Origin of the sequence: Mycobacterium sp. 134, from assembly GCF_048282715.1 — a bacterium.
GTDB classification, from domain to species: domain Bacteria; phylum Actinomycetota; class Actinomycetes; order Mycobacteriales; family Mycobacteriaceae; genus Mycobacterium; species Mycobacterium septicum.
The window spans coordinates 3,013,513-3,032,619 of record NZ_JBLVUN010000008.1 but is presented as its reverse complement, the minus strand read 5'-3'; the positions used below and the strand labels follow the sequence as shown (position 1 = coordinate 3,032,619).

19 protein-coding genes and 1 riboswitch are annotated in these 19,107 nt (G+C 67.7%); of the genes, 15 read left to right on the top strand and 4 right to left on the bottom strand.

Annotation, left to right across the window (positions count from 1 at the left end; all coding sequences use genetic code 11):
* Nucleotides 1-136 precede the first annotated feature (136 nt).
* Both ACNQVK_RS19280 and ACNQVK_RS19275 read left to right on the top strand, forming a co-directional pair.
* Nucleotides 137-1,132, top strand: coding sequence for an esterase family protein (locus tag ACNQVK_RS19280; protein ID WP_418030772.1), 996 nt, complete (start codon nucleotides 137-139; stop codon nucleotides 1,130-1,132).
* A gap of 77 nt (nucleotides 1,133-1,209) precedes the next feature.
* Nucleotides 1,210-2,775: a molybdopterin-dependent oxidoreductase gene (locus ACNQVK_RS19275; protein WP_418030771.1), complete on the top strand. Its 1,566-nt coding sequence runs from the start codon at nucleotides 1,210-1,212 to the stop codon at nucleotides 2,773-2,775.
* A 9-nt stretch (nucleotides 2,776-2,784) separates the two neighbouring features.
* On the opposite strand, the gene ACNQVK_RS19270 is transcribed toward ACNQVK_RS19275, so the two are convergent.
* From ACNQVK_RS19270 to ACNQVK_RS19260, 3 genes are read right to left on the bottom strand one after another with little or no spacing between them, the layout of a single operon-like run.
* Nucleotides 2,785-2,985: a hypothetical protein gene (locus tag ACNQVK_RS19270; protein WP_418030770.1), complete on the bottom strand. Its 201-nt coding sequence runs from the start codon at nucleotides 2,983-2,985 to the stop codon at nucleotides 2,785-2,787.
* Between the two features lie 39 nt (nucleotides 2,986-3,024).
* Entirely contained in the window at nucleotides 3,025-3,771 is a 747-nt protein-coding gene (locus ACNQVK_RS19265) for an SDR family oxidoreductase (RefSeq protein ID WP_418030769.1), read from the bottom strand.
* Nucleotides 3,768-4,694, bottom strand: coding sequence for an NADP-dependent oxidoreductase (locus ACNQVK_RS19260; RefSeq protein WP_418030768.1), 927 nt, complete (start codon nucleotides 4,692-4,694; stop codon nucleotides 3,768-3,770). Before ACNQVK_RS19260 ends, ACNQVK_RS19265 begins: the two co-directional genes overlap by 4 nt.
* Nucleotides 4,695-4,784: 90 nt before the next feature.
* On the opposite strand from ACNQVK_RS19260, the gene ACNQVK_RS19255 reads away from it, so the two are divergent.
* The 8 genes from ACNQVK_RS19255 to ACNQVK_RS19220 all read left to right on the top strand — a co-directional run bounded on the left by ACNQVK_RS19255 (nucleotide 4,785) and on the right by ACNQVK_RS19220 (nucleotide 11,877).
* Nucleotides 4,785-5,423, top strand: a complete 639-nt coding sequence (locus ACNQVK_RS19255) for a VC0807 family protein (RefSeq protein WP_418030767.1) — start codon at nucleotides 4,785-4,787, stop codon at nucleotides 5,421-5,423.
* A gap of 28 nt (nucleotides 5,424-5,451) precedes the next feature.
* The gene (gene lon / locus ACNQVK_RS19250; protein WP_418030766.1) at nucleotides 5,452-7,779 is read left to right on the top strand and encodes an endopeptidase La; all 2,328 of its coding nucleotides are present in this window, start codon (nucleotides 5,452-5,454) and stop codon (nucleotides 7,777-7,779) included.
* Nucleotides 7,780-7,973: 194 nt separating this feature from the next.
* Nucleotides 7,974-8,072, top strand: a riboswitch (glycine riboswitch).
* A gap of 161 nt (nucleotides 8,073-8,233) precedes the next feature.
* On the top strand, nucleotides 8,234-9,700 hold the full coding sequence (gene cycA, locus ACNQVK_RS19245) for a D-serine/D-alanine/glycine transporter (RefSeq protein WP_418030765.1): 1,467 nt from the start codon (nucleotides 8,234-8,236) through the stop codon (nucleotides 9,698-9,700).
* Nucleotides 9,701-9,719: 19 nt separating this feature from the next.
* Complete coding sequence (locus ACNQVK_RS19240; RefSeq protein WP_211154560.1) at nucleotides 9,720-10,109, top strand: nitroreductase/quinone reductase family protein; 390 nt, start codon at nucleotides 9,720-9,722, stop codon at nucleotides 10,107-10,109.
* Between the two features lies 1 nt (nucleotide 10,110).
* On the top strand, nucleotides 10,111-10,443 hold the full coding sequence (locus ACNQVK_RS19235; RefSeq protein WP_418030764.1) for a TfoX/Sxy family protein: 333 nt from the start codon (nucleotides 10,111-10,113) through the stop codon (nucleotides 10,441-10,443).
* Nucleotides 10,444-10,512: 69 nt separating this feature from the next.
* Nucleotides 10,513-10,737 carry a hypothetical protein gene (locus ACNQVK_RS19230; protein ID WP_090433230.1) on the top strand — a complete coding sequence of 75 codons (225 nt, stop codon included), beginning with the start codon at nucleotides 10,513-10,515 and terminating at the stop codon, nucleotides 10,735-10,737.
* Between the two features lie 13 nt (nucleotides 10,738-10,750).
* Nucleotides 10,751-11,626 (top strand): oxygenase MpaB family protein, encoded by an 876-nt coding sequence (locus ACNQVK_RS19225; protein ID WP_418030763.1) that lies wholly within the window; start codon nucleotides 10,751-10,753, stop codon nucleotides 11,624-11,626.
* Nucleotides 11,627-11,643: 17 nt separating this feature from the next.
* Nucleotides 11,644-11,877, top strand: coding sequence for a hypothetical protein (locus ACNQVK_RS19220; RefSeq protein WP_418030761.1), 234 nt, complete (start codon nucleotides 11,644-11,646; stop codon nucleotides 11,875-11,877).
* Here ACNQVK_RS19220 and ACNQVK_RS19215 read toward each other — a convergent pair.
* On the bottom strand, nucleotides 11,845-12,543 hold the full coding sequence (locus tag ACNQVK_RS19215; RefSeq protein ID WP_418030760.1) for a DUF998 domain-containing protein: 699 nt from the start codon (nucleotides 12,541-12,543) through the stop codon (nucleotides 11,845-11,847). The genes ACNQVK_RS19220 and ACNQVK_RS19215 overlap by 33 nt on opposite strands.
* Nucleotides 12,544-12,597: 54 nt before the next feature.
* On the opposite strand from ACNQVK_RS19215, the gene ACNQVK_RS19210 reads away from it, so the two are divergent.
* The 5 genes from ACNQVK_RS19210 (at nucleotide 12,598) to ACNQVK_RS19190 (ending at nucleotide 19,089) form a co-directional block, all read left to right on the top strand.
* Nucleotides 12,598-13,179, top strand: a complete 582-nt coding sequence (locus ACNQVK_RS19210; RefSeq protein WP_418030759.1) for a hypothetical protein — start codon at nucleotides 12,598-12,600, stop codon at nucleotides 13,177-13,179.
* 9 nt (nucleotides 13,180-13,188) lie between these two features.
* The gene (locus tag ACNQVK_RS19205) at nucleotides 13,189-13,917 is read left to right on the top strand and encodes a DUF72 domain-containing protein (protein WP_418030758.1); all 729 of its coding nucleotides are present in this window, start codon (nucleotides 13,189-13,191) and stop codon (nucleotides 13,915-13,917) included.
* An 11-nt stretch (nucleotides 13,918-13,928) separates the two neighbouring features.
* The gene (locus tag ACNQVK_RS19200) at nucleotides 13,929-15,155 is read left to right on the top strand and encodes an NAD(P)/FAD-dependent oxidoreductase (protein ID WP_418030757.1); all 1,227 of its coding nucleotides are present in this window, start codon (nucleotides 13,929-13,931) and stop codon (nucleotides 15,153-15,155) included.
* 149 nt (nucleotides 15,156-15,304) lie between these two features.
* A complete protein-coding gene (locus ACNQVK_RS19195; protein WP_418034220.1) occupies nucleotides 15,305-15,949 on the top strand; it encodes a hypothetical protein in 645 nt (214 codons plus the stop codon).
* On the top strand, nucleotides 15,949-19,089 hold the full coding sequence (locus ACNQVK_RS19190) for a helicase HerA domain-containing protein (RefSeq protein ID WP_418030756.1): 3,141 nt from the start codon (nucleotides 15,949-15,951) through the stop codon (nucleotides 19,087-19,089). Before ACNQVK_RS19195 ends, ACNQVK_RS19190 begins: the two co-directional genes overlap by 1 nt.
* Nucleotides 19,090-19,107: the final 18 nt, after the last annotated feature.

Genomic DNA, 19,107 nt, shown 5'->3' with positions numbered 1-19,107 from the left:
GAGTTCCAACCGTTAGTAAACCGCGATCTGCATGAGCGGTGTTGTTACGCGTGTGACTGATGGGACGCGTGTTTCACTACGGAAGCAAGCGGCAAACTGCTTGGGATACGTGCAGAAAGGACGGTTGGTTGCCGTTATGAAGTTCCTCAACAAGATTCGCGGAGCGTGGACGCGCCGACTGGCGGCGGGGGCAATGGCAGCCGCCACCCTGCCCGCGCTGATCGGTCTCGCAGGAGGTTCGGCGACCGCTGGCGCATTCTCCCGCCCGGGCCTGCCAGTCGAATACCTCGACGTGTTCTCCCCGTCGATGAACCGCAACATCCGCGTTCAGTTCCAGGGCGGCGGACCGCATGCGGTCTACCTGCTCGACGGCCTGCGCGCCCAGGACGATTACAACGGCTGGGACATCAACACCGCCGCATTCGAGTGGTACAACGGGTCCGGCCTGTCGACGATCATGCCGGTCGGCGGACAGTCCAGCTTCTACACCGACTGGTACCAGCCTTCGAAGGGCAACGGCCAGGACTACACCTACAAGTGGGAGACGTTCCTGACGAACGAGCTCCCGGCCTGGCTGGCCGCCAACCGCGGAGTGTCGCAGACCGGTAACGCGGTCGTCGGTATCTCGATGGCGGGCAGCGCGGCGCTGACCTACGCGATCTATCACCCGCAGCAGTTCATCTACGCCGGAACGCTTTCGGGCTTCCTCAACCCCTCCGAGGGCTGGTGGCCCATGCTGATCGGGCTGTCGATGAACGATGCGGGCGGCTACAACGCCGAGAGCATGTGGGGGCCGTCGACCGACCCGGCCTGGAAGCGCAATGACCCGATGGTCAACATCAACCAACTGGTCGCCAACAACACCCGCATCTGGATCTACTGCGGCACCGGAACCCCGTCGGACCTCGACTCCGGCGACAATGGCGCCAACCTGATGGCAGCCCAGTTCCTCGAAGGGCTGACGCTGCGTACCAACAAGACCTTCCAGGACAACTACATCGCCGCCGGCGGCACCAACGGGGTGTTCAACTTCCCGGCCAACGGCACGCACAGCTGGGGCTACTGGGGACAGCAGCTGCAGCAGATGAAGCCCGACATCCAGCGGGTGCTCGGCGCGCAGTCGGCCACCTAGAGATCCACCCACCCAGGGAGCCTGTCGTCACCCCTACGGCAGGCTCCCTGCTCTGTGTCCGGAGTACGTTGGTGACGATGACTGAGTCCTCGTCGGGGTCCTCGTCGGGGCCCTCGCCGAATGCCCGGATGCTCGGCGGAGTTGCGGCTGCCGCGGTCTCGCTCGGTGTCGCGGCGGTTGTCGGCATTCCGTTCCCGACTCAGGCCCAACCGCTCGGTGCGGTCGGCGCGGTGATCGTCGACCGCACACCGGGCCCCGTCAAAGAGTTGGTGATCCAAGCCCTCGGCGGCCTGGACAAGCTCTTCCTCGCCGTCGTCGTCCTGGTGGCGATCGCGGCCATCGCCGCCCTCGCCGCGACCTACGAAACCCGGCGCAGGCCGGCCGGCAGCATGATCTTCGTCATCGCAGGACTTCTCGGCTGTGCCGCTGTGCTCTCACGGCCGGGCGCGGCCCTGCCCGACATCGTGCCGACGGTGGTGGGCACCGCATGCGGCGTGGCGGTGCTGCGCCTCCTTGCGCTGCGGCTGTGGACGGTCCCCGAGACCCGTCCCGCCGACAGCGGTGACGAACCCGACGTCACCCGAAGACTGTGGCTGACCACCGGCGGTCTGCTGGTCTTCGGGGCGGCCACCGGGCTGCTGGGTGTCGTCGTCGGCCGCTTGAGCAATTCCGTGGCGGCCGAGCGCGATGTCTCGGTGATCCCGCGTCCACGCATACCCGCTCCGCCGATACCGGCCGGCGTGCAACCGAAAGATGTTGCCCTGCCGAGTTTCATCACCGATGGTGCCGACTTCTACCGGGTGGACATCGCGCTTTCCGTTCCCCAGCTGAGCCGCGACGAATGGCGGCTGCGCATTCACGGCATGGTGGATCGCGAGATCACCTACAGCTTCGCCGACCTGGACCGATTCGAGGCGATCGAGAAGGCGGTGACGCTGACCTGCGTGTCCAATCCGGTTGGTGGCGAATATATCTCGACAGGCATGTGGACCGGCTATCGACTGACCGACCTGCTGGCCGCGGCCGGGGTCTCCCCCGATGCGGACATGTTGCTGTCGACGTCGGTCGACGGCTTCACGGTCGGCACGCCGGTGGAGGCCCTGCGCGACGGCCGGGATGCGATGCTGGCCGTCGGCCTCAACGGGCAGCCGCTACCCGTCATTCACGGCTACCCGGCGAGGCTGGTGGTCGCCGGGCTCTACGGCTATGTGTCGGCCACCAAATGGGTCACCGACCTGGAGCTGACCCGCTTCGACCGGGCAGAGGCGTATTGGACCAGGCAGGGCTGGGCGCCGCGCGGCCCGATCAAGACCGAGTCGCGCATCGACGTGCCGAAACGCGGCCAGCAGATCGCTTCCGGGGCGACGACCTTCGGCGGAGTCGCGTGGGCGCAGAACCGCGGCGTACGCGGCGTCGAGGTCCGAATCGACGACGGCCCATGGCAACCCGCCCAACTCGGGGACGCCTACTCCAACGAGACCTGGCGGTTGTGGAGCTTCGGATGGCAGGCCGACAGCCCAGGGAGACACACCGTCACGGTGCGGGCCACCGACAACAGCGGAGCCGTCCAGACGGAAGACGAAACCCCGACCGTGCCCGATGGCGCCACCGGTTGGCATTCGGTGAACTTCACCGTGGCATGACGCCGATATCTACTTTCGGGAGATCTTGCGCCAACTGGCGACCGAGATCACGACACCGATCACCGCGGTGATCGGGCCGATGACCGACCAGGTGGTGGTGTTGCTCATCGGACTGCCCTGCAGCACACCGAATCCCTGCAAAGCCCAGATCAGGCCGAACAGCGCCACGATCACACCGACCGCGAACGTCACGACGAATCCCCTGTTCATAGTTGGATGCTACGCGCCACGAACAAGGAGATGACGGCATCAACCCTGCACGGTGGGCCGCAGGACGATCTCGCCGATCTCGACATCGGGCGGCTGCTCGATCGCGAATGCCACCGCGCGTGCCACCGCCTCCGGCGCGAGGCCGAATTCGTCCATATCGGACCGTATCCGGGCGCGCAGCGCCGGATCGTCTATCGAACCGTCGAGCTCCGTCCGGACAAATCCCGGTGAGATGGAGGTGGTCCGGATGACACCGTCGGTGGATTCCTGCCGCAGGGCCTCCATGACGGTCCGTACCGCATTCTTGGTCGCCGCGTAGACGCCCATATCGGGCACGATCTTCAATCCTGCGGTCGACACCGTGGTGACGAAATGCCCGTGGCCCTGGCGCCGGAACACCGGTGCGGCCGCTGCGATTCCGTGCAACACGCCGCGCAGATTGACGTCGATCATCGCCGACCAACCGTCGATGTCACCATCGGACAGCGGCCCGATCTTGCTGATGCCCGCATTGTTCACCAACACATCCAGCCTGCCGAACTCGTTCGTCGCCGTCTCGACGAGCGTTTCGACATCACGCCTGCGGGTGACGTCGACAGAAAGCGCGACCGCGCGCGATCCCGCGGCCACGAGTTCGGCGGCGAGCCGGTCCAGGCGGTCTTCGCGCCTGGCGCCTATGACCAGCCTCGCGCCCCGCGCCGCCAGCAGGCGTGCCGTCGCTTCACCGATGCCGCTACTGGCCCCGGTGACCGCGACCACCGTGCCGGCGATCGGGTCGCCGGTCACGGTCGCAGCACCAATTTCCCTCTGGTATGCCGCTTTTCCAGCTCGGTGTAGGCGGCGCGGACGTCGTCGAGGGCGAACACCTCGGCGATCGGCACGTCGAGTTCCCCGGTGGCGGCGAGATCCGCCAACTCGGCGATGATCGCGATGTCAGCCCCCTCGGCGTTGCCGGCACCCTGGACACCGAACTCCGCGATGGCGCCGAAGTCGATGATGGTGTCGACGCGGTCGGGCGCGACGCCCAACTCCTCGACAGCCAGCTTCACGTACCCGCCTCCGAAGAAATCGAGGAAGGCATCGACGCGGCCCGACGGGGACGCGGCGCGCAGCCGGGCCGCCAGATCGTCGCCGTAGTTGACGGGGACGACGCCGTGCGCCGTCAGCCACTCATCGTTTCCCGACCCGGCGATGCCGAGCACGGTGGCGCCGGCGCGCTTGGCAAGCTGCACCGCGATGGTGCCGACACCACCGGCGGCACCCGCGATCGCAACGGTGTCCCCGGGTTGCAGGCGCACGGCCCGCACGGCCGCGTAGGCCGTGGCACCCACGACATAGAGCGATCCGGCGACCTCCCACGACAGGCCCGGCGGTTTGGGAGCCAGCTGGGTGGCGGGCACGGTCACATACTCGGCGTGGCTGGCGCGATCGTCGGTGAATCCGAGCACCTCGTCGCCGACGTCGAATCCGCTCACACCGGGCCCGAGGTCGGCCACCACACCCGCGAGGTCGCTGCCTTCGCCCGACGGAAAGGCGGCCGGGAACCTCTCGTGCAGCGCGCCGCGGCGAATCATGGCCTCGCCCGGGTTGATTCCGGCGGCACGGACCTGCACGAGCACCTCGCCTGCCGCCGGAACCGGCCTCGGCACCTCGCGCACCTGCAGGACGTCGATCCCGCCGTATTCATCGAATTGGACTGCTTTGCTCATGTTTCCTACGACCATTCGATAGGCGGAAACATTCCTGGCCACCTGCCCTCGCACAGGCAGTTCACAGGGTGCGTCCATATCTTCGCGGTGGTGAGCCAAGATCACTCACTGCGCCCCGTCATGCGGGGCATCCTCCTCGATGTCGCCCCTCCACTGATCGCCTACTACGGTCTGCGCGCCGCCGGCGTCTCCGAGTACGCCGCACTGCTGACGGGGACCGTGGTCGCGGGGATCAAGGTCTCCTATGACGCGATCAGGGCCCGCCGGCTCGATCCCTTCGCGGGCTATCTGATGCTCAGCTTCGGTCTGAGCCTCGCGGTGGGCCTGGCCACCTCGGACGCCCGGATGCTGATGGCGGGCAACACCCTCGTCGGCGGCTTCGGCGCGATCGTTTTCCTCGGCAGTTGTTTCATCGGCAAACCGCTGACCCAGATCGTCGCCGAACGGGTCCGGCCCGCCTCCGACGGGGCCGTCGAACCCGGCGAGGCGGCGTTCAGGCACCGGGTCCACGTTTCGCTCTCAGCGATGTGGGGCATCGGCCTGCTGATCGGGATGTTGATCAGCCTGGCGATCATCTTCTCCCTGGCCATAGACGTCGCGAACGGGGTGAACACGGTCGTTTCGCTGGGCTTCACGGCCCTGCTGATGGCGGCGACCGTCATGGTGGCCAAGCGGGCCAGGGCCAAGGGAGAACTCCTCCGGGAACAAACGGGAGCCGGCCAAGGTTGAGCGCATCAGACTGAACTTTGGAGGTTTGATGTCCCAACCAAACGCAGTGCCCGTCTTGTTCCTGAGCGAACCGATCGTCCTGCCCGGAATGGTGGTGCCCGTCGAACTCGACGATGCTGCCCGCGCGGCCGTCGACGCCGCCCAGGCCAGCGAATCCGGCAAGCTGCTGATCGCCCCGCGTCTGGACGACCGCTACCCCACCCACGGCGTGATCGCGTCGATCGTGCAGGTCGGGCGCATGCCCGGAGGTGCCGAAGCCGCCGTTGTCCGCGGTGAACACCGTGCCCACATCGGTTCCGGAACCACCGGACCGGGTGCGGCTTTGTGGGTCGAGGTGGAGGAAGCCGGCGAGCCCGAAGCGGTGACCGACGAGACCAAGGCGCTGGCCGCCGAATACAAGAAGTTGCTGCTGGCCATGCTGCAGCGGCGCGAGGCCTGGCAGATCGTCGACGTGGTCAACAAGATCACCGACCCGTCCGCGCTGGCCGACACGGCCGGCTACGCCTCTTACCTGACCGACGTGCAGAAGCGTCAGCTCCTGGAGACCGAGGATGCGGCCGAACGACTGCGTGTCCTCATCGCCTGGACCGGCGAGCACCTGGCCGAGGTCGAGGTCAACGACAAGATCGCCGAGGATGTCCGGGCCGGGATGGACAAGCAGCAGAAGGAATTCCTGCTGCGCCAGCAGTTGAACGCCATCCGCAAGGAACTGGGCGAAGGCGAGCCCGAGGGGTCTGACGACTACCGGGCCCGGGTCGAGGCCGCCGATCTGCCGGACAAGGTCCGCGAGGCCGCGTTGCGCGAGGTCGGCAAGCTGGAACGCTCCAGCGAGCAGAGCCCCGAGGGCGGCTGGATCCGTACCTGGCTGGACACCGTCCTGGATCTGCCGTGGAACGAGCGGACCGAGGACTCCACCGACCTCAAGGGTGCCCGCGAGATCTTGGACGCCGATCACCACGGTCTGGACGACGTCAAGGACCGAATCGTCGAGTACCTGGCCGTGCGGGCCCGTCGTGCCCAGCGCGGCATGGCCGTCGTCGGTGGCCGCGGCTCGGGCGCCGTGATGGTGCTGGCAGGTCCGCCCGGGGTCGGCAAGACCTCGCTGGGTGAGTCCGTGGCCCGGGCACTGGGCCGCAAGTTCGTGCGCGTCGCCCTGGGCGGTGTGCGCGACGAGGCCGAGATCCGCGGCCACCGGCGTACCTACGTCGGCGCGCTGCCGGGCCGCATCGTGCGGGCCATCGGCGAGGCGGGTTCGATGAATCCCGTTGTGCTGCTGGACGAGATCGACAAGGTGGGCTCGGACTACCGGGGCGACCCGTCGGCCGCGCTGCTGGAGGTGCTGGACCCGGCGCAGAACCACACGTTCCGCGATCACTACCTCGACCTGGATCTGGACCTGTCCGACGTGGTGTTCCTGGCGACGGCCAACGTCATCGAGAACATCCCCTCGGCGTTGCTGGACCGGATGGAGCTGGTGCAGATCGACGGCTACACCGAGGACGACAAGGTCGCGATCGCTCGGGACTACCTGCTGCCACGGCAGTCCGAACGGGCGGCACTGACCGACGCCGAGGTGACGGTGACGGATGCGGCGTTGCGCAAGATCGCCGCGGACTACACCCGCGAGCCGGGTGTTCGTCAGTTCGAGCGGTTGCTGGCCAAGGCGCTGCGCAAGGTGACCACGAAACTGGACGAAGGCGGAATCGTCAACGTCGTCGTTGACGAGCCGGATCTCGTTGAGTACCTGGGTCGTCCACGCTTCACGCCGGAGTCCGACGAGCGCACCGCGGTGCCGGGTGTGGCGACCGGCCTGGCCGTCACAGGCCTGGGCGGTGACGTGCTCTTCATCGAGGTGAACTCGAACGAGGGCGAGCCTGGGCTGAAGCTGACCGGTCAACTGGGCGACGTCATGAAGGAGTCGGCGCAGATCGCGCTGTCCTACGTGCGGGCCCACGCCGACCAGTTGGGCGTCGACCCGAAGGCGCTGGACCGTCAGATCCACGTGCACGTCCCCGCGGGCGCGGTGCCCAAGGACGGGCCGTCGGCCGGCGTCACGATGGTGACGGCACTGGTGTCGATGGCCACCGGGCGGCAGGTGCGCGGCGATGTCGGCATGACCGGCGAGGTCACGCTGAACGGCCGGGTGCTGCCCATCGGCGGCGTGAAGCAGAAGCTGCTCGCCGCGCAGCGGGCGGGGCTGAAGACGGTGTTCATCCCGGCGCGCAACGAGCCCGACCTGGACGATGTGCCGGCCGAGGTGCTCGACGCACTGGAGGTCAAGCCGATGACCGACGTGGCCGACATCGTCGTGGCGGCGCTGGAACCGGCCGCCGAGCAGGCGACAGCAGCCGCGTAAGGAAAAACACCGCGCGAGCGACCGTGAATGTACGCAGGTGACGGCGGGTCACCGTACAGACACGGTCGCTCGGCGTGCGTGGGTGACGCGCGGATGACGCGCGGTCCCCATGGGGGTGCGCGATCCGCACTCGGCTGCTAACGTGACGCGCGGCACACTCCGGGTTCGGGGTGGCTCACAACTCAAGACGCCGTTGAGTCGCGGCGGGAGAGTCCCGCCCCATCCAGCCGGCGGGCGCCGCAGGAGCAAATCCTCCCCAGGAATCTCTCAGGCCCCCGTATCGCCGCGACTAGGCACCTCTGGAAAGCAGTCGGCCAGTCCAGGACCGGCTCACCGAAGGGGCAGGTGAAGCGCCGGTAGCGGCGGTTCGTGAAAACTCTCAGGTTCAAAACGACAGAGCGGGGAGGCGCCCGCAGTCCGCGCTCCCCATGGGGCCTGAGATCCTTAGGTTGCTATGTCCCAATCCAGTGATCTGTCCGCTGATTCAGCGGAATCGCCCGCATCGTCCGGCGAGCCACAGCACCTCTCCCGCCAGCTCTCCAACCGGCACATCCAGCTGATCGCGATCGGCGGCGCCATCGGCACGGGCCTGTTCATGGGGTCCGGCAAGACCATCTCGCTGGCCGGCCCGTCGGTGCTGTTCGTCTACATGATCATCGGCTTCATGCTGTTCTTCGTGATGCGGGCCATGGGCGAGCTGCTGCTGTCCAACCTGCATTACAAGTCCTTCGCCGATTTCGCCGCCGACCTGCTCGGCCCGTGGGCGGGGTTCTTCACCGGCTGGACCTACTGGTTCTGCTGGATCGTCACGGGCGTCGCCGACGTGGTGGTGATCGCCGGGTACGTGGCCTTCTGGTGGCCGGACCTTCCCCTGTGGATACCGGCGCTCGCGACGGTCGTGGTGCTGATCGGGCTGAATCTGCCGACCGTGCGGGCCTTCGGCGAGACCGAGTTCTGGTTCGCCCTGATCAAGATCGTCGCGATCGTGACGCTGATCATCATCGGCCTCGTCATGATCTTCACCAGTTTCCAAGCTCCCACCGGCGCCCAGGCCTCCTTCGCCAACCTGTGGAACGACGGCGGCTTCTTCCCCACCGGCCCAATGGGATTCGTGGCCGGTTTCCAGATCGCGACCTTCGCGTTCGTCGGCATCGAACTGGTGGGTACCACTGCCGCCGAGGCCAAGGACCCGGAGCGCAACCTGCCGAAGGCGATCAACTCGATCCCCGTGCGCGTCATGCTCTTCTACGTCGCCGCCCTGACCATCATCATCGCGGTCACGCCGTGGCGCGAGATCGATCCCAAACTCAGCCCGTTCGTGGCGATGTTCAGCCTGGCGGGCCTGGGAATCGCCGCGTCGGTGGTCAACTTCGTGGTGCTGACCTCGGCGACGTCGTCGGCCAACTCCGGGATCTACTCGACCTCCCGGATGGTCTACGGCCTGGCCACCGAGGGTGATGCACCCCGCCTGTTCGGCCGGCTCACCTCACGGCGCGTGCCGGCCAACGCGCTGTTCCTGTCCGGGGTGTTCCTGCTGTCCGGTGTGGTCATGGTCGCAGCCGGCGACTCGATCGTGGCGGCCTTCACGTTGGTGACGACCATCTCGTCGCTGTGCTTCATCTTCGTCTGGACGATCATCCTGGTCAGCTACCTCGTGTACCGGAAACGCCGGCCGGAACTGCACGAGGCGTCGAAGTTCAAGATGCCCGGCGGCATCGTGATGTGTTACGTCGTCCTGACCTTCTTCGCCTTCCTGATCGTGGCGTTCGCCCTGAAGGAAGACACCCTGCAGGCTGAACTCGTGACGCCGGTGTGGTTCCTGGTACTCGGTATCGCCTGGCTGGTGCTGCGGCGTCGCCCGCAACACCTGGCCCGCGAAGCCGAATTCCGCGCCGAACTGAAGTCGACGGATTCGGACTGACGCTCGGTAGGGTGGCGCCATGGTGGATCTTCGTGATCTGAAGCGACGCATCGTCCATGGCGCCCAACGCCGCATCGTCAATCCGGTCGGCCGCCAACTGCCCGTCACCATGCTGGAGACGGTCGGCCGGAAATCCGGCGAACCACGGCACACCGCCGTGGGCGGCCGGGTGATCGGCGATCAATTCTGGATGGTCTCCGAGCACGGCGACCGGTCCCACTACGTGCTCAACATCAAGGCCAATCCTGCTGTGCGGCTCCGGATCAACGGCCACTGGCGGACCGGGACGGCGCACCTGCTGCCCGACGACGACCCGGTCGCGCGGCTCAAGGAGCTGCCGACGCTCAACAGTGCGGTGGTCCGGGCCATGGGTAGCGATCTGCTCACTCTCCGCATCGACCTCGACTGAGATGGCCTTCGACCCGGACCTGGCCGATCGCATCCGCGAGTTGACGGCAACCGAGACGGGTCTCGACGAGAGACGCATGTTCGGCGGGCTGGCCTTTCTGATCAACGGCAACATGGCGGTCGCGGCGACCCGCGAAGGCGGCCTGATGGTGCGGGTCTCGCGAGACGACGGCGAGAACCTGCTGCGCCGCGATCACGTCGAACCGATGGTGATGGGCGGCCGCGAGATGCGCGGCTGGCTGCGGATCGCCGGCCCCGGCATCAAGACCCGGCGGCAGCTCCAGTCCTGGGTCGCCCGCGGCATCGACTACGCCAAGGGCCTGCCGCCCAAGTAATTTCCGCCGCGAGCGCGGAGAATCACCATTAACATAGAGCGTGCCTGACAACGACGGGGGCCCGCTCACATGTTGACCGCAGTACGTAAGATCCTCGGTTTCCAGATGACCATCGCCGAGTGGATCGGCACCGCCGTCATCCTCGCGGTCCCCTACCTGCTCATCGGCCTGGTCTGGTCGCTCACCCACACCAGCCATCTGGCCGGAATGGACGGGGCCGACGCCGTGGTGTCCTTTCTGGGCTCCATCGTCTCCTGGCCGGTCCTGCTGTTCACCAACGTGTGCATGAGCTGAGAGGAGCCGGCGTATGTCTCTCGGCGACACCACTGGAGCCAACCGCATCTCGATCACCCGACGCACAGCTCGCTGGTCCGACGAGGACGTGACCATCGCCGATGCGATGGATCTGTGGGGCTTCGCCGCCGGCGCGGCCAACGTGATCATGCAGCTGTCCTCGCCGGGTGTGGGCTACGGGGTCGTGGAGAGCACCGTCGATTCCGGCAACCTGCTCAAGCATCCGTGGAAGCGGGCCCGCACCACACTGAGCTATCTGGCGGTGGCGATCCTCGGAAAGCCCGAGGATCGGGCGGCGTTCCGCGACGCCGTGGACGCCGCTCACCGGCAGGTCCGATCCGGGCCCGCAAGTCCCGTGCAGTACAACGCCTTTGACCGTGACCTGCAGCTGTGGGTGGCCGCCTGCCTGTTCGTCGGGCTGGAAGATGTCTACCAGCTGCTGCGGGGTGAGATGACGGACGCCCAGGCCGAGCAGTTCTACCAATCCGCCGCCACGCTGGGCACCACGTTGCAGGTCAGCCCCGAGCAGTGGCCCGCGACGCGGACCGAATTCGACACGTACTGGGACACCGCGTGCAGCCAGGTGCGGATCGACGAGGTGGTCAGACGGTACCTGCACGACCTGGTCGACCTGCGGATGATCAATCCGCTGCTACGGATCCCGTTTCGGCCACTGCTGAAATTCCTGACCACCGGTTTCCTTGCCCCGGTGTTCCGCGACGCCGTCGGCTTCGGCTGGGGCCGTGGCCGGCAGCGGCTGTTCGAATGGCTGTTCCTGGCGGTGGCATTCGGCAACCGCTTCCTGCCGGTGTTCGTCCGCCAGGGTGGCAGCTACCTGCTGCTCGCCGACGTCCGCCGCCGCGTGTCGGCCGACAAGGCCCTGATCTGATGCACCGGATCCGCCGCATGTTGGGCCACAAGGCCAGCGTCGAGCAGGTGCTCGAGACGCTGATGTGGCTGGCCCTGCCCTACCTCATGATCGGACTGGTCTGGACGTTCTTCCATCCCGAACAGGTGCAGCTCATCGAATCGAGCCTGCTGACCAAGTTCCCGGCCGGCGCCGATCTGGTGGCCTTCGGACAAGTGACGCTGCTGTGGCCGGTACTGCTACTGGGCGCCGACGTGTGCGTCGCGCTGTGAGTGCAACAGCCGTGCCGCCACGGCCGCGACGAAAAACCACAACGCCGCACCACTGATCCATGTCGGCACGTAGTTGAACGTCGCCGTCTCTGCGCCGGCGTTGAGGCCCAGATAGACGCCCACCGACAACACCGCGACGCCGACCGCCGCCGACACCGCCATCCAGGGCCGGTCCTCCGTGCGGGCGAAATACCTTGCCAGCGCGAAGCATCCGCAGGTCGCGGCCAGGAAGCCGAGCCCGCCGGCCACGCCGTGGATCTTCGCCGAGGTACTCAGCTCCGCCACCCCGGGATAGCCCTGCGGCGCTCCCGGCGGAAACCCGAACCCGGGGTCGGTCGGATTGAGACCCACCACCACACCGGCCAGCAGCCCGTAGAGCGTCACACACACCGCCGCGACCCGGCCGGACAGCGCACCCGAGACCACACGCCAGATCCCGACCCCGAAGGCCATCAGCAACAGCCCGCACACGATGAAGTTCGCCGTCTGCACCCAGCCCCAATCCCCAAGAACCAGCATGGAATTGGCATGCCGAGCCATGTCGAAACCGGGGCGGGTGAACGCCAGGGTGAGCGAAACCGTCGAGATCAACAATCCGGCCACCACCCCGGCGGCGAGCAACGCCGTGGTGAGCCGGGCGGCCGCGGGGCGGGCATCAGGTGTCACGGAAATTCGACGCTACCGTCCGGGCGGCCGCGGCGATTGACTAGGGTCTGCGTCGTGAAGGCTTGTCTCGTCAGGTGTGCGATCTTAGGAGCCGCCGCGTCCGCGCTTTCCGGATGCGCGTCGGGAACCGTCGTCAATACCGACGATGCCGCGTCGCCGGTGCCCACGAGCACCACCGCGGCGCCACCGGCGTTCGGAACCGCGCATCTGGTCAACGCCGCCGACTACGCGCTCGAGGTCAACGGCCACAAGGCCTATTACTTCAGCACCCCGAGCGGTCGGTGGCAGTGCGCGATCCTGCCCCGCGATCGCGCCGGCTGCCAACCGGCAGGAGGCACATCGGCGATGGCGGTGGCGGGAGCGCCCGAGGAGGTGCCCGACGCGAGCGGCGGGACGGCCGCACCGAATGCCCTTGTGCTCGACCGGGACAACGACGCCCAATTCGCGAACCTGGCACAGCCCGAATTCGCGCAACCGGCCGCCGTCGCGCTGCCGTTCGGGAAGGTGCTGGCGGTGGCCGGATTCCGCTGCAACGTCCAGGAACAGTCCGGGGTCTCGTGTGTTCGGGAGCTGACCGGCCGAGGTTTCACCTTCTCCGCCGAGGGTTACACCCTGCACTACACAGACGTCCCCTAGCGATGGCACATGATCAGGATCGGCACCTCGGGTTGGTCGTACGACCATTGGACCGACGTGCTGTATCCACGGGGCACACCGGCGAAATCCCGGCTGGCCCACTACGCCGGCGAGTTCGGCACCGTGGAACTCAATGGCAGCTTCTACCGCTGGCCCGCTGAGACCACGTTCACCGGGTGGCGCCGGCAGATGCCGAGCGGTTTCACCATGTCGGTCAAGGCGCCTCGTGGCCTGACCCACTACCGGCGGCTACGGTCACCGGAGAGTTGGACGCCGCGGTTCGAGCGCTACTGGCGGTTACTGGGCGCGCACAACGAGGCTCTGCTGGTCCAGCCTCACCCCGCCCTGGAGCGCGACGACGCACTGCTCACCGGTTTCCTGTCCCGACTCCCCCGCCAGATCCGGGTGGCGATGGAGCTGCGCCACCCCTCCTGGCACGACCCTGCGGTGGATGCGCTGTTGCAGCGTTTCGGCGCGGCGTATGTCGTGATGAGCGGCCCCGGGCTGACCTGCCGCCCGGTGGTCACCGGTGACCTGGTCTATGTGCGAATGCACGGTCCGGGTGACGACGGGATGTACGCCGGTTCCTATTCGGATGACGAGCTGCGCAGGTGGGCGCAGCAGATCCTGCAGTGGGACCGCGACGGCCACCGCGTCGTCGTGTATTTCAACAACGATCTCGGTGGTCATGCGGTACACAACGCCCGAAAACTGAAGCAGTTGGTAACGGGCGAGTAGGCTGAGTTGGCATGACAACGTCGTCCACATTCGCGATCGTCGGCGGCGGCCTGGCCGGCGCCAAGGCCGCTGAAGCTCTGCGGGACAACGACTTTGACGGTCATGTCGTGCTGTTCGCCGCCGAAGACCAGCTCCCCTACGAGCGTCCACCGCTGTCCAAGGAATACCTGGCCGGAAAGAAGAAGCTCGACGACTTCACCGTCGATCCGGCGGCCTGGTACCGCGACCACAACGTCGAGCTGAGGTTGGGGACCGAGGTCACCGCGGTCAATGCCGCCGAGCACACGCTCGCGCTGCCCGACGGCACCACCGTCGGTTACGACAAGCTGCTGCTGGCCACCGGGTCCTCGTCACGCAGGCCACCGATCCCGGGATCGGACGCCGCCGGCGTCCACTATCTCCGCACGATCGACGATGCGGCGGCCCTGAGCGCTGCGCTGACCCCGGGTTCGACGCTGGCCGTCGTGGGCGCCGGATGGATCGGACTGGAGGTCGCCGCGGGCGCGCGCGGCCGCGACGTGAATGTCTCGGTCGTCGAGTCCGCACACCTGCCGCTGCTGGCCGCCCTCGGCGCCGAGGTGGGTGAGGTGTTCGCGCAACTGCACCGCGAGCATGGGGTCGATCTGCGGCTGGACCAGTCGGTGAAGGAGGTCACCACCGACAACGGCACCGCCACCGGTCTGCGACTCGGCGACGGCTCCACCGTCACCGCCGACGCGGTGCTGATCGCCGTCGGCGCGGCACCGAACATCGGACTGGCCGAACGGGCCGGGTTGGCCATCGCGGACGGCGGAGTGCTCGTCGACGCATCATTACGCAGCAGCGATCCCGACATCTTCGCCGTCGGCGACATCGCCGCCGCACAACATCCTTTCTTCGGAGTGCGAATCCGCACCGAGCACTGGGCCAACGCGCTCAAACAGCCCGCGGTGGCGGCCGCGGGGATGCTGGGCAAAAGCGCGGAGTACGACGAACTGCCCTATTTCTTCACCGATCAGTACGACCTCGGCATGGAATATGTCGGCCATGCGCCCCGATATCAGCGAGTGGTTTTCCGCGGCGACGTTGCTGGGCGCGAGTTCGTGGCATTCTGGCTCGACGCCGAGAACCGGGTTCTGGCGGGGATGAATGTCAACGTGTGGGATGTCCTTGACGACGTCAAGGCACTGATCCGGTCGGCCGAGCCCGTCGATCCGCAACGTATCGCCGACCCGGCGCAGCCGCTGTCGACCGGGTAGCTGGGGGCACTGCGCCTGCCGCATGCGCGAAAACCGTGCGGCGCAACAACATTCTCGCGCGGTCGGGAGTACGCGCTAACGTGCTTGAGACACGTGCCGGCATCGGCGCCCGCGTGCCGCACCCACGACAGCAGGAAGGTGAGCATCCGGTGAATGTCGCACCCGACGAGCTGTCCGGCACCGAGCAGGCAGTCCTGCTGGTACTGATGGCCGAGTCACGCCCGGTGCCCAACGCCGAGCTGGAGCGGCTCGGGCCCAAACTCGACAAACCGAAGCGCGACCGGCTCAACCGGTTGGGCCTGATCGAGTCCACCGGCACCCGGCCCCTCGTCCACGAACTGACCGACACCGGGTGGGCGCTGTGCCGATCCCTGTTCGAAGCCGACGCGCCACCCCGGTCAACCGGACAGGGCAAGGCCCTGTACACGCTGCTGGGTGCGCTGCACCGCTATTTCGAACACGCCGACCTCGTTCCCGCCGACGTGTTCCTGCCCGCCGACGTGCCCGCCCAGCCGTCCGCGCCGGTTCCCGAAACCGGTCCCGAAATCCAGCTGCGCACCGCCTATGCCGGGCTGACTGCCCGGCCCGGAGGCTGGGTGAGCCTGCTGCGGCTGCGTCAGGCCGTCCCCGGGCTGCCCCGCCCCACTGTCGACGCCGCCCTGATCAGCCTCTATCAGCAACCCGGCGTCAGCCTGATCCCCGAGGAGAACCAGAAGGTGCTCACCCCCGCAGACCGCGAAGCCGCGGTGGAGATAGGCAACCAGGACAAACACCTGATCGCGATCGAGTCCTGATGGAGTTACAGCACCGCGAAGCGCTCAGCGCGCTCCGCCTGACCTGGGCGCCCACCGCCGACGACCTGTGGCACTCGCAGGGCGCGCTGCACGTGCGCGGGCTGCACGACCGGCCGATGGCCGATGTGATGGCCGCCTTCGGCGATGCCGAACGGGAAACCGACTCCAGCCCGCTGGGCGTGGTGGTCCGCGGCCCGGCGGGATCCGGCAAGACCCACCTGCTCGGTCAGGTGCGCGAACAGGTGCAGACCGGCGGCGGTTTCTTCTTCCTCGTCGAACTTCTCGACGCGGCCAGTTTCTGGCAGTCCGCCCGCGCGGGCATCCTGGAAAGTCTGGGCCGGCCGGGCAGCGAGCGCGAAACCCAACTCAAAGATCTGCTCTGGGAACTGTCCTCGGTGGCCCACATCTCCCGGGCCAGTCGTCGCGCCGTGATCGGCGACGACGACCTGACTCCCGAGATCCTCAACGATTTCGTCAACTCGCTGCACAAGGTCCACCGCCACACCGTCAAACGCGCGCACCACACCTTGCGCGCCCTGGTGCTGCTGGGTGCCGGGGACCTCGAGCTGCAGGACGTCGGCGAGGCGTTCCTGACCGGCAGCGGCGAACGGGAGGCCTGGGGGCTGCCCGCACCGGTGCTCACCCCGCAGGAATCGGTACGCGACATCTCCCGGCTGATCGCCCTGGCCGGGCCGTCGGTTCTGGCCCTCGACCAGATCGACACGCTGCTGGCCCAGTCCGTCGATCGCACGGACACCGATCCCAGCGGAACTGCCCAGGCTCCGGGCAACCGCGACCTCGAACACATCGCGCACGGGCTGATGTCGATCCGCCAGACCATGCGGCGCACGGTAGGTGTGGTGGCCTGCCTTCCCGCAGCCTGGGAGGCGATCCAGGACCGGGCCACCGCCACGGTGCAGGACCGGTTCCGGACCACGGCCCTGCTGCAGGGCCTGCCGACGCCGGAGGTCGGCCGCGCCATCCTGGAACGGCGGTTCACCGCGAGCTATGCGTCGATCGGATTCACCGCGCCGTACCCGAGTTGGCCGATCCTGCCCTCGGCGTTCGACGAGGCCACCCAGTACACGCCGCGACAGCTGCTCAAGCGGGCCGACACCCATGTCCGCCGCTGCCTGGACCGCGACACGATCGAAGAGCTGTCCCAACTCACCGGTGAGGTGGCCGAACCACACGAACCCGCTGGGGGCGGCGCCGCCGCCGGCGACACCGGCGAGCTGGACCGCCGCTTCGCCGACTACCGGCGCCGCGCGGTGACCGTCGCCGCGCTCGACCCCGACGGCGAGGACACCACGATGCCCGGCCTGTTGTCGGCTGCATTGGATGCGTGGATCACCGAGCTCGGCGAGGCCGGGCAGGCGTTTCGCCCCGATCCGCTGCCGGGCCAGCGGGTGGTGCTGCACGGGCGGCTTCGCCAGACGCTCGACGCCGCCACCGACGACGAGCGGCACTGGGCATTCCGCGCCATCTCATCCGGCAATGCCGTGGCGGTGCAGAACAGGATTCGGAAAGCCTGGGAAGCAACAGGTTTCAACCCTGACCGGCGCAGGCTGTTCCTGCTGCGCAACACCGCGTGGCCGAAGGGCGCGAAAACCGCGGTGGTGATCGCCGAGTTCGAGGCGGCCGGCGGCCGGGTGTTACCGATGAACGAGGACGACGTGCGCACCATGACGGCGCTGCGCGATCTGATCGACGACAATCACCCCGATCTGCCCGAGTGGCTGCGCCGGCGCCGCCCCGCCCACGGGATCGGCTGGCTGCGATCCGCACTCGGGGACATCGCGGGCGATCCGCCGCCACCGGCCCAGATCGATGTGGAGGCCGAACTCGCGACCGGACCGATCCGGGTAGCGCCGCCCGCACCGGTGATCGAGCATTCGCCCACCGCCGTCACCCTGGGCCTGGACAGCCCCGGCGGGCGCCCGGTTTCGGTCGATCTGGCCGCGCTGCGCAAGCACACCGCGATCTTCGCCGGCTCCGGATCGGGCAAGACCGTGCTGATCCGCCGCCTGGTCGAGGAGTGCGCGCTGCGCGGTGTGTCGTCGATCGTGCTGGACCCCAACAACGACCTGTCCCGGTTGGGCGCCCGCTGGCCCGACACTCCGCCGGGATGGAACCCGGCCGACGACGAACGCGCCGACGCGTACTTCGACAACGCCGAGGTCGTGGTGTGGACACCGGGCCGGTCGACCGGCCGCCCGCTGTCCTTCCAGCCGCTCCCCGACTTCGCCAGCGTCATCGATGACGCCGACGAGTTCTCCGACGCCGTCGAATCCGCCGTCGCCGCACTGGAACCCCGCGCCCTGATCGCCGGCAACACCGCCAAGGCCGAGCGCTCTCGCGCGGTGCTGCGCGAGGCGCTGCGGTTCTACGGTGCGAGCCACTCAGTGTCCCTGGGCGGCTTCATCGACCTGCTCGGCAATCTGCCCCCAGAGGTCAGTGCACTGAGCGGGGCGCACAAACTGGCCACCGAACTGGCCCAGAACCTTCGGGCCGCGACCGTCAACGATCCGCTGTTCGGTGGCTCCGGGACGGCTGCCGATCCGGGGACGCTGTTGACGCCGTCACCGGGCCACCGGGCCCGGGTATCGGTGATCAGCATGGTCGGTCTGACCAGCGATCAACAGCGCGAAGGGTTCGTCAACCAGCTGCAGATGGCCCTGTTCGCCTGGATCAAGCGCAACCCGGCCGGGGACCGGCCGCTGGGTGGGCTGCTGGTGATGGACGAGGCGCAGAACTTCGCGCCGTCCAGTCACACGACCGCCTCCACACACAGCACCCTGGCGCTGTCCTCGCAGGCGCGAAAGTACGGGCTGGGACTGGTGTTCGCCACGCAGTCTCCACGCGGTCTGCACAACCACATCCCGGGCAACGCCACGACGCAGTTCTACGGTCTGCTGAACTCCCCCGCGCAGATCGCCGTGGCTCGGGAGATGGCCCGGGTGAAGGGCGGCCACGTACCCGACATCAGCAAGCTGCGATCCGGCCAGTTCTATGTGGCGTTGGAAGGCAACGCCTTCCACAAGATCCAGACGCCGTGGTGCCTGTCCAACCATCCGCCCAGCCCGCCGACGACCGACGAGGTCCTCGCACTGGCGCAGCGAGAGCCGGCCGCGCGCTGAGCTTTTGACCCGACCCAG

Coding starts and splice junctions, on each gene's coding strand:
- ACNQVK_RS19280 (WP_418030772.1), top strand. CDS start 137: ATGAAGTTCCTCAACAAGATTCGCGGAGCGTGGACGCGCCGACTGGCG.
- ACNQVK_RS19275 (WP_418030771.1), top strand. CDS start 1,210: ATGACTGAGTCCTCGTCGGGGTCCTCGTCGGGGCCCTCGCCGAATGCC.
- ACNQVK_RS19270 (WP_418030770.1), bottom strand. CDS start 2,985: ATGAACAGGGGATTCGTCGTGACGTTCGCGGTCGGTGTGATCGTGGCG.
- ACNQVK_RS19260 (WP_418030768.1), bottom strand. CDS start 4,694: ATGAGCAAAGCAGTCCAATTCGATGAATACGGCGGGATCGACGTCCTG.
- lon (WP_418030766.1), top strand. CDS start 5,452: ATGTCCCAACCAAACGCAGTGCCCGTCTTGTTCCTGAGCGAACCGATC.
- cycA (WP_418030765.1), top strand. CDS start 8,234: ATGTCCCAATCCAGTGATCTGTCCGCTGATTCAGCGGAATCGCCCGCA.
- ACNQVK_RS19240 (WP_211154560.1), top strand. CDS start 9,720: ATGGTGGATCTTCGTGATCTGAAGCGACGCATCGTCCATGGCGCCCAA.
- ACNQVK_RS19235 (WP_418030764.1), top strand. CDS start 10,111: ATGGCCTTCGACCCGGACCTGGCCGATCGCATCCGCGAGTTGACGGCA.
- ACNQVK_RS19230 (WP_090433230.1), top strand. CDS start 10,513: ATGTTGACCGCAGTACGTAAGATCCTCGGTTTCCAGATGACCATCGCC.
- ACNQVK_RS19225 (WP_418030763.1), top strand. CDS start 10,751: ATGTCTCTCGGCGACACCACTGGAGCCAACCGCATCTCGATCACCCGA.
- ACNQVK_RS19220 (WP_418030761.1), top strand. CDS start 11,644: ATGTTGGGCCACAAGGCCAGCGTCGAGCAGGTGCTCGAGACGCTGATG.
- ACNQVK_RS19205 (WP_418030758.1), top strand. CDS start 13,189: ATGATCAGGATCGGCACCTCGGGTTGGTCGTACGACCATTGGACCGAC.
- ACNQVK_RS19200 (WP_418030757.1), top strand. CDS start 13,929: ATGACAACGTCGTCCACATTCGCGATCGTCGGCGGCGGCCTGGCCGGC.
- ACNQVK_RS19190 (WP_418030756.1), top strand. CDS start 15,949: ATGGAGTTACAGCACCGCGAAGCGCTCAGCGCGCTCCGCCTGACCTGG.